Origin of the sequence: Aurantimonas sp. 22II-16-19i (assembly GCF_002088275.1) — a bacterium.
Lineage (GTDB): Bacteria > Pseudomonadota > Alphaproteobacteria > Rhizobiales > Rhizobiaceae > Jiella.
In genome coordinates this window covers 140,252-154,099 of record NZ_AQQS01000006.1, presented here as the reverse complement: position 1 = coordinate 154,099, position 13,848 = coordinate 140,252, and the positions used below count along the sequence as shown (strand labels likewise).

Annotated in this window: 14 protein-coding genes; 7 read left to right on the top strand and 7 right to left on the bottom strand. The window is 68.2% G+C overall.

Annotated elements, in window-relative coordinates:
* Positions 1-61 precede the first annotated feature (61 nt).
* Positions 62-442, top strand: a complete 381-nt coding sequence (locus tag ATO4_RS07690) for a pentapeptide repeat-containing protein (protein ID WP_083590846.1) — start codon at positions 62-64, stop codon at positions 440-442.
* Between the two features lie 74 nt (positions 443-516).
* On the opposite strand, the gene ATO4_RS07685 is transcribed toward ATO4_RS07690, so the two are convergent.
* On the bottom strand, positions 517-915 hold the full coding sequence (locus tag ATO4_RS07685; RefSeq protein ID WP_083590845.1) for a helix-turn-helix domain-containing protein: 399 nt from the start codon (positions 913-915) through the stop codon (positions 517-519).
* 188 nt (positions 916-1,103) lie between these two features.
* On the opposite strand from ATO4_RS07685, the gene ATO4_RS07680 reads away from it, so the two are divergent.
* Positions 1,104-1,715: an FMN-dependent NADH-azoreductase gene (locus ATO4_RS07680; RefSeq protein ID WP_083590844.1), complete on the top strand. Its 612-nt coding sequence runs from the start codon at positions 1,104-1,106 to the stop codon at positions 1,713-1,715.
* A 128-nt stretch (positions 1,716-1,843) separates the two neighbouring features.
* On the opposite strand, the gene ATO4_RS27670 is transcribed toward ATO4_RS07680, so the two are convergent.
* The 4 genes from ATO4_RS27670 to ATO4_RS07665 all read right to left on the bottom strand — a co-directional run bounded on the left by ATO4_RS27670 (position 1,844) and on the right by ATO4_RS07665 (position 6,834).
* On the bottom strand, positions 1,844-2,005 hold the full coding sequence (locus ATO4_RS27670) for a hypothetical protein (protein WP_176222898.1): 162 nt from the start codon (positions 2,003-2,005) through the stop codon (positions 1,844-1,846).
* Between the two features lie 47 nt (positions 2,006-2,052).
* A complete protein-coding gene (locus ATO4_RS07675; protein ID WP_139802309.1) occupies positions 2,053-3,147 on the bottom strand; it encodes a helix-turn-helix transcriptional regulator in 1,095 nt (364 codons plus the stop codon).
* Positions 3,148-3,480: 333 nt separating this feature from the next.
* Positions 3,481-4,878: a sigma-54 dependent transcriptional regulator gene (locus ATO4_RS07670; RefSeq protein WP_083590842.1), complete on the bottom strand. Its 1,398-nt coding sequence runs from the start codon at positions 4,876-4,878 to the stop codon at positions 3,481-3,483.
* Between the two features lie 3 nt (positions 4,879-4,881).
* Entirely contained in the window at positions 4,882-6,834 is a 1,953-nt protein-coding gene (locus ATO4_RS07665) for an ATP-binding protein (RefSeq protein WP_176222897.1), read from the bottom strand.
* A 192-nt stretch (positions 6,835-7,026) separates the two neighbouring features.
* On the opposite strand from ATO4_RS07665, the gene ATO4_RS27665 reads away from it, so the two are divergent.
* Positions 7,027-7,188 (top strand): hypothetical protein, encoded by a 162-nt coding sequence (locus ATO4_RS27665; RefSeq protein WP_176222896.1) that lies wholly within the window; start codon positions 7,027-7,029, stop codon positions 7,186-7,188.
* A 200-nt stretch (positions 7,189-7,388) separates the two neighbouring features.
* Here ATO4_RS27665 and ATO4_RS07660 read toward each other — a convergent pair whose 3' ends face one another.
* Positions 7,389-8,216 carry a universal stress protein gene (locus ATO4_RS07660; RefSeq protein WP_083590840.1) on the bottom strand — a complete coding sequence of 276 codons (828 nt, stop codon included), beginning with the start codon at positions 8,214-8,216 and terminating at the stop codon, positions 7,389-7,391.
* 20 nt (positions 8,217-8,236) lie between these two features.
* The gene (gene adhP / locus ATO4_RS07655; protein WP_083590874.1) at positions 8,237-9,310 is read right to left on the bottom strand and encodes an alcohol dehydrogenase AdhP; all 1,074 of its coding nucleotides are present in this window, start codon (positions 9,308-9,310) and stop codon (positions 8,237-8,239) included.
* Positions 9,311-9,515: 205 nt separating this feature from the next.
* Here adhP and ATO4_RS07650 point away from each other — a divergent pair, with 205 nt between their 5' ends.
* The 4 genes from ATO4_RS07650 (at position 9,516) to ATO4_RS07635 (ending at position 13,808) form a co-directional block, all read left to right on the top strand.
* Positions 9,516-10,106 (top strand): ANTAR domain-containing protein, encoded by a 591-nt coding sequence (locus tag ATO4_RS07650; protein WP_083590839.1) that lies wholly within the window; start codon positions 9,516-9,518, stop codon positions 10,104-10,106.
* A complete protein-coding gene (locus tag ATO4_RS07645; protein ID WP_083590838.1) occupies positions 10,106-11,239 on the top strand; it encodes a CmpA/NrtA family ABC transporter substrate-binding protein in 1,134 nt (377 codons plus the stop codon). Before ATO4_RS07650 ends, ATO4_RS07645 begins: the two co-directional genes overlap by 1 nt.
* Positions 11,240-11,311: 72 nt before the next feature.
* Positions 11,312-11,575 carry a DUF1902 domain-containing protein gene (locus tag ATO4_RS07640; RefSeq protein ID WP_083590837.1) on the top strand — a complete coding sequence of 88 codons (264 nt, stop codon included), beginning with the start codon at positions 11,312-11,314 and terminating at the stop codon, positions 11,573-11,575.
* 919 nt (positions 11,576-12,494) lie between these two features.
* Positions 12,495-13,808: a CmpA/NrtA family ABC transporter substrate-binding protein gene (locus ATO4_RS07635; RefSeq protein WP_245308621.1), complete on the top strand. Its 1,314-nt coding sequence runs from the start codon at positions 12,495-12,497 to the stop codon at positions 13,806-13,808.
* Positions 13,809-13,848 lie beyond the last annotated feature (40 nt).

Genomic DNA, 13,848 nt, shown 5'->3' with positions numbered 1-13,848 from the left:
CGGTGCATTGCCGGGTCCGGCCGGCGACGATGCCGGGTGCCCGAAGGCGTGGAGGCCCATCATGAGCGACGATGAAAACACCGGACCCTTCGACGGCGAAAGGCTGGAAGGCGTGCGATACCACCGCGCCGAGATGACGGGCGCCAATTTCGACGGCGTCAACCTCGCCGATGCGCGCTTCCACGCGGTCCTCACCCGGGCGACGTTCGCGGACACCAATCTCGCCGAAGCCGTCTTCGACGACGTCAATCTGGCAAAGGCCCGGTTCAACAACGTCAATCTTGCCGGCGCGACGATCACCGACGCCAATCTCTCCGGCGTCGTCATCGACGGCGCGACGCTGGCGAAGGCCGAGATCCGGAACGCCGACCTGACGGACATGCGCATCGACGGAATCCTGGTGACGGACCTGCTTGAGGCCTATCGGCGCTCGCAAGGCTGACGAGGGCGGCCGATATCCCTGCCGCGCGCCATTCCTGCCGCGCGGCCACGAGCCGGAGGCGGCCCGCGCATCCCTCAGCCAGCGCCCTCCTGCCGCCCGTCATAGCGCTGTCGCGCCGCTTCGATCCGGCCGTGGTTCTCGAACGCCCAGTCGCCGATACCGCGCACCGGGCCGCACAGCGAATGGCCGAGATCGGTGAGTTCGTAGTCGACCCGCGGCGGGATCGTCGGCGTCACGGTGCGGGTGACGAGGCCGTCCCGCTCCAGCCCGCGCAGCGTCAGCGTCAGCATGCGCTGGGAGATGGTGCCGATCGCCCGCTTCAGCTCGCTGAAGCGCTTCGGCCCGCCGGCGAGCAGCATCACCACCAGCACCGACCACTTGTCGCCGATCCGCGACAGCACGCTGCCCACCGCCTGGCAACCGCCGGGAAACCGGTGGTCGTCATGGGTCACAGCGCTGTTCTCAGGTTCCAAGAATGTGCCTCCTTGCGCCGCAGCATGGCGGTCATTTAATGGGCCTCGGTATCAAAGCCATACCTGGAACGCCGGGCGTCCGAAAGGCCGCGCGACCGACGCTCCACCACATCGAATTGCCGCATCGTGCCGACCGGGGATCGCTCTCGATCGTCTCGCCGATGCCGTCGTGCCCAGAGGATACAGCCATGAAACTGCTCCATCTCGATTCCAGCATTCTCGGCGAGAATTCGGTCAGCCGCGCGCTCTCCAGGGCCGCCGTCGAGCGCCTGGTGAGTGAAAACCCCGGCATCGAGGTCTCCTATCGCGATCTCGTCGCCGAGCCCATCTCCCATCTGACCGGCCGGTATCTGGCCGGCCAGAGCGCGTCGGTCCAGCACGACCAGGCCCTGCAGGAGGATCTCGCCCTCGGCGGCCGGGTGCTGGAGGAGTTCCTCGCCGCCGATGTCGTGGTGATCGGCGTCGCGCTCTACAATTTCACGGTTTCCAGCCAGCTGAAGGCCTGGGTCGACCGCGTCGCCGTGGCCGGCAAGACGTTCCGCTACACCGAAGCGGGGCCGGAGGGTCTGGCCGGCGACAAGCGGGTGATCCTCACCATCGCCCGCGGCGGCTTCTACGGCGCCGGCACCCCGGCCGCCTCCTTCGAACATGCCGAGACCTACCTGCGCACCGTCTTCGGCTTCTTCGGCGTCACCGATCTCGAAGTGATCGTCGCCGAAGGCATCGCGACCGGTCCCGAACAGCGCGAAAAGGCCACCAACGACGCCCTCGGCGCGATCGCCGGCCTCAAGGCCGCCTGAGCGGGCAGGCCGCATCGAGGCACCGGGTCCGCACGCGCCGAGCGGGCTCGAGACCGACCCCGCTCCGATCGATCGGGCGGCCCATGGCACGACGTCCGGCGTCTTTCTTCAAGACGTCGGTCGTCGGATCACATCAGCCTGACAAGCAGCGCCGCGACGCCGAGCCAGAAGCTGCAGACGGCGAATGCGATGGCGGCCCAGACCGGCCCGGGCGACGATCCGCCGATCACCGACAGATGACGATTGTCGTTGGTCGGACGGTAGCGGCGCCGGATCCCGAAGCGGATCACGCAGGCCTCCTCTCGCGACGGCGGACGGGAAGCGGCCCGCTTCCTCCTCATCCTCGGCAGAGCCTCGCGATGACGGCGACGATATCCGCCTGGCGCGAGACCCGCAGCTTCGCGCGGATCACCTTCAACTGGCTGCGCACGGTATGCTCCGACACGCCGGCGCGTTTGGCGTAGGCCGAAGCGCCGAGACCTTCGAGGAGGGCGATGGCGAGGCGGGATTCGGCCAGGCTCAGGCCCGTGGCCGCCCGGACCATCTCCGGCGAAGGCAGCGCCCAATGGGCATGGTCCTGCAGCTTCAGGACGCTGATGCGGCCGCCATCGGCGCCGTTCGGCGCGACATAGGCGCGCACGAGCAGCGCATGCGGCGTCGTCGCGCGGCGAAGACCGATCGGCCGGGGCATCTCGTGGGCTTCGCCCGCCGCGACCCGGATCGTGGCAGCCATCATCGTTGCCAGCGGCTCCGCGCAGTCGTGATGGGAGGCCAGGAGGACGCCGTCGCGGACCATGATGCCGTCCATCGCCTCGGCGAGGCTACGCGCCGCCTGGTTCATGTGGAGGACGCAGCCGAACTGATCGAAGATGACGATGCCGTCGTCGAGGGCGTCATAGGCGGCGAGGATGCCGTCCGTCGACAGGCTCGAACCCTGCGGAGAAAGGGCCGTCCGGGTCTCCGAGACCCTGGCGATATGCGACGCCAGGATGGCGAGCACACGCTTTTCGTCCTCCGAGAAGCTGCCGTGCCTGGCACTGCGGTAGAACGAGGGGACCCACAGGGTCTTGTCCCCGTCCAAAGCGATGTTGACCGTGTTCCAGCACTCCGGATAGATCCGGTAGAACTCGTTGTGGACGGCGCAGCGGGCGATCTCCTCGCCGGTCATCACGTCCTGGGTCGCAAGGACGCCCCGCCTTCCGCCGAGAATCCGGCCGACCCGCAGATCCTTGTCGGCAAAATCGCGGGCATAGAGCAGCACGCCCTCCGGATCGAAGGGCTCGGTTTCCTGCCGGAACGAGCCGTCTGCTCCGAATGCGTGGATGGAGAGCCGCTCGGCACCGGCAGCCTCGATCGCCGAGCGCAACGCGCTCCGCCATTCGACCTGACCGTCGATCGTGCCGTAGAGTTCATCCAGGATCGCATCGAGCATGGTCGCCATTCTACGTGCTGGAGTTGCCCTGTCCAATCGGAGCTGTCGTCACCCCGCACGCCTCGGGATCGGAACGCGGTCCGGCCGTTGGGAGCGACCGGACCGCGCTGGGGGGCCTCGTGGCTGGGGCAATTGCGCTGACCCCGCCAGTATTGGAAACAAACCGTCAGGTGAGAAGCATCCCCAAAATGAGGGATGGGCCGAAACAATTCCGGACGATCAGTGGGTTGTTCGAAGTATCGTCTGTGACGAAACGGCACGGAGACGCAATGTCCGCTCCGTCACCTGCCAGGTCTTGCTGCGGCAGCCCTCACGGTCGAGCCGCACGCCGCCTCAATCTTCCAGCGCTTCGCGGCTTTCGATCCCCAGCCTGCGGATCTTGTCGTAGAGGCCCTTGCGCGAGATCTGCAGGGCTTCGTAGGTCGGTCGCAGCGCGCCGCCATTGCGGGCGAGTTCGGCCTCGATGACCGCCCGCTCATAGGCGGTGAGCCGGTCGGCCAAAGAGCCGCCCTCGGCGCCGGCCGCGGCCCGCAGGCCCGCCGCTGCCCCTCCACTCGACATTCCCGAAGCTTCGCCGTCGTCGAAGCCCGACCACATGCCGAGCACGAAGCGGTCGGCGTAGTTCCGCAGTTCGCGCACGTTGCCCGGCCAGTCGCGGCGCATCAGCTGCATCTCCAGCCCGTGATCGACCGCCGGGATCTCGCGGCGGAACCGCGCCCGGGCTTCCCGCGCCAGGTGGAAGAACAACAGCGGCACGTCCTCGCGCCGGTCCCGCAGCGGCGGGATCGTCAGCGTCACGACGTTGAGGCGGTAGTAAAGGTCGGAGCGGAAGCGCCCGGTGCGGCCCGCCTCGGCGAGATCGGTCTTGGTGGCGGCGACGAAGCGCACGTCGAGCGGGATCGGCCGGTTGGAGCCGAGCCGCTCGATCACCCGCGTCTCGATCGCCCGCAGGAGTTTCGCCTGCAGGTCGAGCGGCATCGATTCGATCTCGTCGAGGAAGATCGTGCCGCCGTCGGCATGTTCGAGCTTGCCGATCCGGAGCTTGGCGGCGCCGGTGAAGGCGCCGGGCTCGTGGCCGAAGAGCTCCGATTCGATGATGTCGGCGGGCAGCGCCGCGCAGTTGATGGCGACGAAGTTCTTCTTCGCCCGGCTGCCGCATTCGTGCAGGCCCCGCGCCACCACCTCCTTGCCGGTGCCGGTCTCGCCGAGCACCAGGACGTCGACGTCGGTGTCGGCGAGCGCGTGGATCTGCTGGCGCAGCCGCTGGATCCCGGGCGTGCGGCCGACGAGCCGCAGGGCCAGCTCGTCGCCGTCGTCGAGGGTCGAGCGCAGGATGCGGTTTTCCAGGACCAGGCGGCGCTTCTCCAGCGCCCGCTCGACCACCGCATGCAGCCGCGACACCGAGAACGGCTTCTCGATGAAGTCGTAGGCGCCGGCCCGCATGGCATCCACCGCCATCTGCACGTCGCCATGGCCGGTGATCAGGATGACCGGCAGGGTCGGATCGATGGCCAGCGCCGCCTTGAGCAGATCCAGGCCGTCGAGGCCCGGCATGCGGATGTCGCTGACCACCACCGCATAGGTCTCGTGGCTGATCCGCGACAAGAGCGTCGAGCCGTCCTCGTGCAGTTCGACCGGCATGCCTTCCAGTTCGAGCCCCTGGCAGAGCGCGTCGCGCACGTCGTCGTCGTCGTCGACGAGATGGACGCTCGGTTCGCCGAAGCCGGTCATCGTTCAGGATACCTCGAGAAACGGGTCGCGCACTGTCTCGCCGGTATCGGCGCTGACGAGGACGATTGCAAATTCGCTCCCCCCGGGGCCGCTCGCCACCAGCCTTATGGTTCCGCCGAAATCGGCGAGGATGTTCCTGACGATCGACAGGCCGATCCCGATCCCCTCGCCGCTCGCCTTGGTGGTGACGAAGGGCTCGAAGATCTGGTCCTGCATCGCCGGCAGGATGCCGGGGCCGTCGTCGGCGACGCGGATCTCCACCATTCCCGGCGCTGTTTCTCCCGGCGCTGCTTCGCCGCCCGGCCCGCCCGGGCCGCCAGAACCCGAACCGGAACCCGCGCCGGGGCCGAGGCCGATGGCGATCCTGCCGCCGGCCGCGCCGGCCGCCTCGCCCCCGGAGCCGGACACAGCGTCACCCCTTCCCGCCCCTGCCCCGGGACCGGCACCCGTTCCGGACATCGCGTCGACGGCATTGTTGACGAGATTGACGAAGACCTGGGCGAGGCGCACCCGCCCGCCCATCACCGTCACCTGCCGCAGCGCCGGATCGACGGTGAGCGCGATGCCGGCCTTGCGCAGGCGCGGGCGCACCAGGATCATCGCCTCGTCGAGGATCGGCCCGAGCGCGACCGGGTTGGAGGCCGTGCCGGGCTTGCGGGCAAAGGCCAGCAGCGTCTTCGACATCTCGGCCATGCGGTCGGTCATCGCCACGATGCGCTTGAGATTGCCGCTCGCCATGTCGGCGCGCTCGCGGGACAGGAACCGCTCGGCATTGTCGGCATAGGTGCGGATCGCGGCGAGCGGCTGGTTGAACTCGTGGCCGAGCGCCGCCGCCATCTGGCCGAGGCTGGCGAGCTTCGCCGCCTGGACGAGTTCGTCCTGGGTGCGCCGCAGCTTCGCCTCGGTCAGACGCCGCTCCTCGACCTCGTCCTTCAGGAAGAGGTTCGCCTGGCTGAGCGCCCGGGTGCGGTCGCGCACCACCCGTTCGAGCCGCAGCGCCAGCGCCCGGTCGCGGCGCTCGCGCAGGATGCCGACCTCCCGCCGGCGCAGCGCGATCACCGCGATGCCGGCGAGAACCAGGCTGACCAGCCCCGCCACCGTCTGGCCGCCGAGCCGCGCCTCGGCGACGGCCGCCGTGTCGGCGAGGACGTGGATCTGCCACTCGAGCAGCGGCAGGCCGCGCGTCAGGTCGAGGGGCTCGCGCCCCCGCGCGCCGGCACCGGCCGTCACCGTCTCCGGCCGCGCCATCCGCCAGTCCCGGCGGTTCGACAGGAAGATCCGCCCCGACCGGTCGGTGACGTAGACGGTATTCTTCGACAGTGCCCAGGTCGCCTCGACATTCTCGAGGTCGACGACGAGGGCGATGAAGCCGCCGAGCGAGTCGCCCCGGCGGACCGGCGCGACGAAGACATAGGCCCGCTCGCCGTCCGGCAGGACGAGGCTCTGGCGGCCGAGCCGCCCCTGGCGGGCGGCGGCGATCGCCTCCTCCAGCCGGCCCCGCGTCTCGCTCAGCCGGCCCCTCGCCGCGTGGAAGATCGCGCCGGCAGGATCGATCAGCAAGAGATCGAGCGCCCCGGAAAGGCCAACCACGGATTCCGCCGCGATCCGCATTCCCGCCACGTCGGCGCCGCTGCCGGGCCCTGCCGGCTCGACGAAGAAGCGCCGGAACTCCGCTCCTTGCGCGAGCAGCGGCGGCAGCACCCGGTACTTGTCGAGGACGCCGTCGAGGGTTGCGGTCTGGACGTTGAGGGTCTCGAGCGCGCCGGCATAGACCTCGGCGAAAGCCTGGTGCGCGGCGAACCGCCCCGCCGAGAGGATGGCGACGGCGGCAAAGAGAGCCAGGAGGGCGAGGACGGCGATGCGCGTCACGGCGAAGCGGCGGCGGATGCGCCAGCCGGTGAGGCGGCCCTTCTGCCGGGCAAGCGCGGGTACGGGCAGCCACCTCATGCGCGCCATGCGCATCTGCCGCCGGGGCCCTCCGTCCGCCAAGGGGACGTGTCCTCCACGCCCCGAATTTCCATGTGCCCTGATCAAGCCACGACCTCGAGAGATGCAACGGGTGCATTGCAGCAACGTCGGATCGTCGCTTCAAGCGGCCCTTGTCACTGTCTATCCTGAAAATCACTCGGATGATCAAAGGAGAGTGTCATGAGCCGTCGAAAAGGCTTCGTCGGAGGATTTGCGGATTTCCTGTCGGATGTCAGGGCCGCCCGCCATTGCGCCGTCGCCATCGAGGCGGGCCGCAAGCCGCCGCAAGCCGCGCTGCGCCAGCTCGGCCTCGACGGCGAGGTCTTCTCGCGCTACCGCTGAGAGGAGAACGGGGCACCGGCACCGGACCGATCCGGCACCACCGCCTCGACATTCCGCATCGCGGCGACACAAGGACCCGAACCGCTTTCGCGGGCCGGGTCTTTTTTTTGGATGACTTTGGGGTTCTCGAACCCGCGACCGCCGCGCGGCCAGCGCTTGCGGCCGCCGGGGTCCGCCCGCCGCCCCTGCAGCATGCCGCCTCAGCGCGACATCAGCACCGGCACCGTCATGTCGCGCAGGATCTGCCGGGTGACGCCGCCGAACAGCATCTCGCGGATCCGCGAGTGCCCGTAGCAGCCCATCACGAGCAGATCCGCGCCGACATCGGCGAGATAGGACAGAAGCGCGTTTCCGACGGAGATGTCGCCACTATAGGTGACGCCGGCCTCGACCTTCAGCCCGTGGCGCGCCAGCGTCACCGCCAGGTCGTCGGCTGGTGCGAGACCGTCCTTGCCGCCGCCGCGATGGGGGTCGATCGCGAGGAGGCGGACGGTTCCCGCCACTGAGAGGATCGGGATCGCGTCGAAGGCCGCCCGCGCCGCTTCCCGCGTGCCGTTCCAGGCGATCACCGGTCGCTCGCCGATGGTCGGGAATTCCCCTGCCTGGGGAACGAAGAGGATCGGTCGTCCGGTCTCGAAGAGGACCTCGGTCACGAGGCCGCCGCCGTTCCATTGCGAGGTGTGGGACTGGGCGACGACGACGAGGTCCGAACAGAGCGCGTGGCGCGTCACTGCCCGCGCATAATCGGGATCGGCCGGCTCCTCGCTGCGCCATTCGGTCGAGACGCCCTCTCCCGCGACACGGGCCTCGAACGCCGTCCGCACCGCTTCGGCCGCCTGCCGCAGGGACTTTCGCGTCGCCTCGAGATATTCCACCGAAACCTCGCTCACCAGATCGGCGAGGACGCTTGGCGTGACGTGCAGGCCGACGAGATGGGCGCCCTGCCGCTCGGCGATCGGCAGGGCGACGTCGAGCAGCCGGTCGACGCGCTCGGCGGTATCGAGGCAGACGAGAATCGTCTTGTACATGGGTCTGGCTCCGTTCCGGCTCAGGCGGCTTTCGCCGGTGCTGCGGCAAGGCGCGTCGCGCCGGCGATGTCGATGTCGAGCACCATGCGGCCTTCCACCTTGCCGGCCTTGAGGTCGGCGAAGATCTCGTTGATCGCCTCCAGCGGCGCGGTGCGGACCTCGCATCTCACCTTGCCGGCGACGGCGAAGGCCACCGCCTCGTCGAGGTCGGCCCGCGTCCCGACGATCGAGCCGCGCACGGTGATGCGCTTCAGGACGACGTCGAAGATCGGCGTCGGGAACTCGCCCGCCGGCAGGCCGACGAGGCTGATCGTGCCGCGTCGGCGCACCATCTGCAGCACCTGGCTGAAGGCCGGCACGGAGACGGCGGTGACGAGGATGCCATGGGCACCGCCGCCGGTGACTTCGAGAACTTGCTGAACCGCGTCGGGCGACGAGGCGTCGATCGCAACGTCCGCACCGTCACGCCTGGCGAGTTCCAGCTTGTCCGGGGCGATGTCGAGGGCGACGACGTTGAACCCCATCGCCTTGGCATATTGCACGCCGACATGGCCGAGACCGCCGATGCCGGAGATCGCCACCCACTGGCCGGGCTTGGCGTCAGTCTCCTTCAGGCCCTTGTAGGTCGTGACGCCGGCACAGAGGATCGGCGCGATCGCGGCGAGATCGACGCCCGCCGGCAGGCGCGCGGCAAAGGGCGCCGCGGCGATCACATATTCCGCGAAACCGCCATTCACGCTGTAGCCGGTGTTGTGCTGGTGCTCGCAGAGGGTCTCCCAGCCGGTCTCGCAATATTCGCAGGCCCGGCAGGCATCGTGCAGCCACGGCACGCCAACGAGGTCGCCGACGGCGAGGTCGGTGACGCCCTGGCCGAGTTCGGCCACCGTGCCGACCACCTCGTGGCCGGGAATGAACGGCAGCGACGGTTTCACCGGCCAGTCGCCCTCGGCGGCGTGAAGGTCGGTGTGGCAGACGCCGCAGGCGGCGACCTTGACCAGCACCTCGCCGGGACCCGGCCGCGGAACGGGAACGGATTCGAGCACGAGCTTGTCGCCAAAGGCATGGACGACGGCGGCTTTCATCATCTGGGTCATGTCGGAAATCTCCATTCGGTTGATCCCACACTAGGCCCGTCGGCGGCGGCCACCTTGATCGGGATCAAGCGGGGCGGTTTTCGTCGCGGACCGGCCGGCGCGATGCGCCGCCTGCGGCGAGCTCCCGCGAAGCGCCACGCGACAAGACGCATGCGCGCTCTTTTGCCGTTGCGCATCTCATCTTCGCAGGTGCAATATCCCGCCCATGTCGCAGCCGCTCAACATCCTTCTCGTCGATGACAACGGCCTGCGCGCCTCGATCATCGAAGAGGGGCTGCGCGAGGCCGGCTACGGCAACGTCTCGGTCGTGACCACCGTCGCCGGGCTGGTGAAGCGGATCGAGATGCTGGAGCCCGACGTCATCGTCGTCGATCTGGAAAATCCCAATCGCGACCAGCTCGAGCATTTCTTCCAGGTCTCCCGCGTGGTGAAGCGGCCGATGGCGATGTTCGTCGATCGCTCCGACACTGCCGAGATCGAGGCGGCGATCGAGGCCGGCGTCTCGGCCTATGTGGTCGACGGGCTGAAGAAGGAGCGGATCAAGCCGATCCTCGAAATGGCGATCTCGCGCTTCAACGCCGTCAGCCGGCTGACTCGGGAACTCGCCGAGGCGCGCTCCGAACTCGCCGAACGCAAGACCATCGACCGCGCCAAGGGCATTCTGATGAAGGTGAAGAAGCTCGACGAGGCGGCCGCCTACAAGCTCCTGCGCCGCACCGCGATGAACGAGAACCGCCGCATCGGCGAAGTCGCCGCCGGCCTCGTCTCCGCCTACACCCTTCTCGGAGACGACTGATGGCCAGGCCGAGTTACATCCGCGCAGGCTACGTGCCGCTGCTCGACGGCGCGGTCCTCATCGCCGCCGCCCACAAAGGATTTGCCGAGGAGCGCGGCATTTCCCTCGTCCTGCAGCGCGAGACCTCCTGGGCGACGGTGCGCGACCGCATCGGCGTCGGCCAACTCGACTGCGCCCACATGCTGGCGCCGATGCCGATCGCCGCCAATCTCGGCCTCGGGCCCCTCCCCGTGCCGATGCTGGCGCCGATGGTGCTGGCCCTCGGCGGCAACGGCGTCACCGTCTCCAACACCGTCGCCGAGGCGATGGACCAGCTGGGCCCGGCCGGCTACGACGCTCATCCCGCCAGCGCCGGCCAAGCCCTGGCGGCGGTGGTTCGCCGCCGCGGCGAGGCCGGCGGGGCGCCGCTGCGGCTCGCCGTCGTCCATCCCCATTCGAGCCACAACTACGACCTGCGCTACTGGCTCGCGGCCTGCGGCATCGTGCCGGAGAAGGACGTCGAGATCACCGTGGTGCCGCCGCCGCTGATGCCGGACGCGCTGGCCGGCGGCGGCATCGACGGGTTCTGCGCCGGCGAGCCCTGGGGCACGATCGCCGTCCAGCGCGGCGCCGGGCGCATCGTCACCAGCCGGGCCGAGATCTGGCGGCGTGGCCCGGAAAAGGTCCTCGGCGTGCGAAAAGCCTTCGCCGAGGAGAACCCCGAGACGCTGGCGAACCTCCTCCGCGCCCTCGGCGACGCCGCCGCATGGTGCTCCGAGCCGGAGAACTTCCCCGAACTCGCCGGGCTCCTCGCCGGGCCCGAGCGCCTCGACGTCGCGCAAGCGGCGCTGATGCCGGGCCTGACGGGCCGGCTGGAGACGGCGCCTGGCCAGAGCCGCGCCGTCGCCGACTTCATGGTCTTTGCCGGCTCGGGCGCCAACCGGCCGGACCCCGGCCACGGCCGCTGGCTCTATCGCCAGATGGCCCGCTGGGGCGACGCGCCGCTGTCCGACGAGGGCCTGAGGATCGCCGGCGACACCTTTTCGCCGCAGCTCTTCGACGCAGCGATGGGCACGGTGGGCGATGCAGGCGCCGCCGCCGCCACCGGCGACGCCGGCGACAGGCCGGCGGGGCTGTTCGACGCGCAGGGGTGAGGCGTCGGGGCTCGCAAATCCGCTCGTCACATGCCAGTTTCGGCGAGACGGAAGAATGTTCGGAGAAAACCCATGCGTCATGCGTCGATCATCGTGCGAGCGGTTTGGGACGAGGAGGCGAGCGTCTGGGTTGCCAGCAGCGACGACTTCGCCGGTCTGTCGATCGAGGCAGCCAGCCTGGACCGACTGAGGGACAAGGTGTTCGGAGCGCTCGGGGATCTGATCGAGCTCAACGGCCCCAGCTACGAGACGTCCGAAATTCCGGTGCACTTCATGGCGGAGAGCCTGATGCGCCTCCGCAATGCCTCACGCGAAGGTCGAACATCCGCTTACTGACGCGGACCGTGAAGCTCTGCAGGCAGCAAAGAAGGATGGCAGCACCCGGAAGGCGGACTTTCTTCAGTGACTTCTTGCGGCAGCCCTAAGGCCTGAACCCCAAGCCAAGCCCCTGACGACAAACGGAAACCGCGGCCGCTTCATCGTAAAGCAGAGCTTCTTGGATCAGCGACCTCACCGGACGGAGGTCGACATCCCACGAGGTCGTCATCCCGGGCTTGACCCGGGATCCATTCCTCCGCCTCGAAAGCAGCCATTCGCATCAGAAGAATCAGCGTCTTCGGATTGGTACGTTGCCGCGGCTCCAGTGATTTGGATTGGATCCCGGCTCGGGGGCCGGGATGACGAGGCCTTGATGCTTGCGTCCGTTCGTCAGGCCGCGGCGCCGAAGCCGCCACTTCGACGGGAAGGGCTTCGGCCTCATCATCCCAACGCCAACGACGACAGTGGCAAAGTCTCAGCTCGGCGAAGCCATGCGAGCGCAGGAGCGCCTGGAGCGGAAATCACTGCCCCTCGCTGCGCCAGATGCTCACTCGGCTCGCATCCCGGCTGCCTAACCCATTTTCATTCTGCCTAATTTCTTATCACAAGCAACAATCGCCCAAAAATCTCGCGAAAATCCCCGTTTTCGCATTGCACCACGCTTCGGCTTGTTCTAAACAGGGTTCCGTGAGGCGACCATAGTCGTCTTCAGCATTCGGCGTCCAAGGGCGGGCGCCACTGGCAAGGCTGCCGACACTTCTTTGCATCGTCACAGACTTCGGGTCGTGACGGGAAGGGTCGGGCAGCCTTTTTCTTTTTCCAGACATCGCCAAGCCGGCGCGTTTCCACGCCAGGCCACGGGAGAGCTTTGTTCATGCCGATCCTGACTGCGATTACCCGACGTCTGCTTCTTCGCGCAGCCATCGCCGGAGCCGCCATGACGGTTCTGCCGGCGAAGGCCGACATGCTGATCCCCGAAAAGGACGAGCTGAAGTTCGGCTTCATCAAGCTGACCGACATGGCGCCGCTCGCCATCGCCAAGGAGAAGCACTTCTTCGAGGACGAGGGTCTCTATGTCACCATCGAGCCCCAGGCGAACTGGAAGGTGCTGCTCGACCGGGTGATCACCGGCGAGCTCGACGGCGCCCACATGCTGGCCGGCCAGCCACTGGCGGCGACCATCGGCTACGGCACCAAGGCGCACATCGTGACGCCCTTCTCCATGGATCTCAACGGCAACGGCATCACCGTCTCCAACGCCGTCTGGGCCGAGATGAAGAAGCACATCGCCAAGGATGCCGAGGGCAGGCCGGAGCACCCGATCCCGGCAAGCGCCCTGAAGCCGGTGGTCGAACAGTACAAGGCGCAGGGAAAGCCCTTCAACATGGGCATGGTCTTCCCGGTCTCGACCCACAATTACGAGCTGCGCTACTGGCTCGCCGCCGGCGGGCTGAACCCCGGCTACTACACGCCGTCGGACACGTCCGGGCAGGTGAAGGCCGACGTCCTCCTCTCCGTCACGCCGCCGCCGCAGATGCCGGCGACGCTGGAGGCCGGCACCATCCAGGGCTACTGCGTCGGCGAGCCGTGGAACCAGGCAGCCGTCTTCAAGGGCATCGGCGTTCCGGTCATCACCGACTACGAGATCTGGAAGGACAATCCGGAAAAGGTCTTCGGCCTGACGGCGAAGTTCGTCGAGGAGAACCCGCAGACGACGATCGCCGTCACCAAGGCGCTGATCCGCGCCGGCAAGTGGCTCGATGAGAGCCCCGAAAACCGCCTGGAGGCCGTCGAGATCCTGGCGCGGCCCGAATATGTCGGCGCCGACGCCGAGGTCATCGCCAATTCGATGACCGGCACCTTCGAATACGAGAAGGGCGACAAGCGCCCGGCGCCGGATTTCAACGTCTTCTTCAAGAAATTCGCCACCTACCCCTACTACTCCGACGCGGTCTGGTACCTCACCCAGATGCGCCGCTGGGGCCAGATCGCGGAAGAGAAGTCCGACGACTGGTATGCCGAGACGGCGAAGAGCGTCTACCGGCCGGACATCTACAGACAGGCCGCCGCCTCGCTGATCGACGACGGCCTCCTCGACGCCGCCGACATCCCCGAGACCGACGGCTACAAGCCGGCGACGGCCGAGTTCATCGACGGCGTCGAATATGACGGCTCGAGGCCCAACGAATATCTCAAGAAATTCGAGATCGGCCTGAAGGGCGCAGAGGACGTCGCAAGCCTCTCCAACTGATCTCCGGGACGGCGTGCCCGCGGCGAGGTCTTCGCCGCGG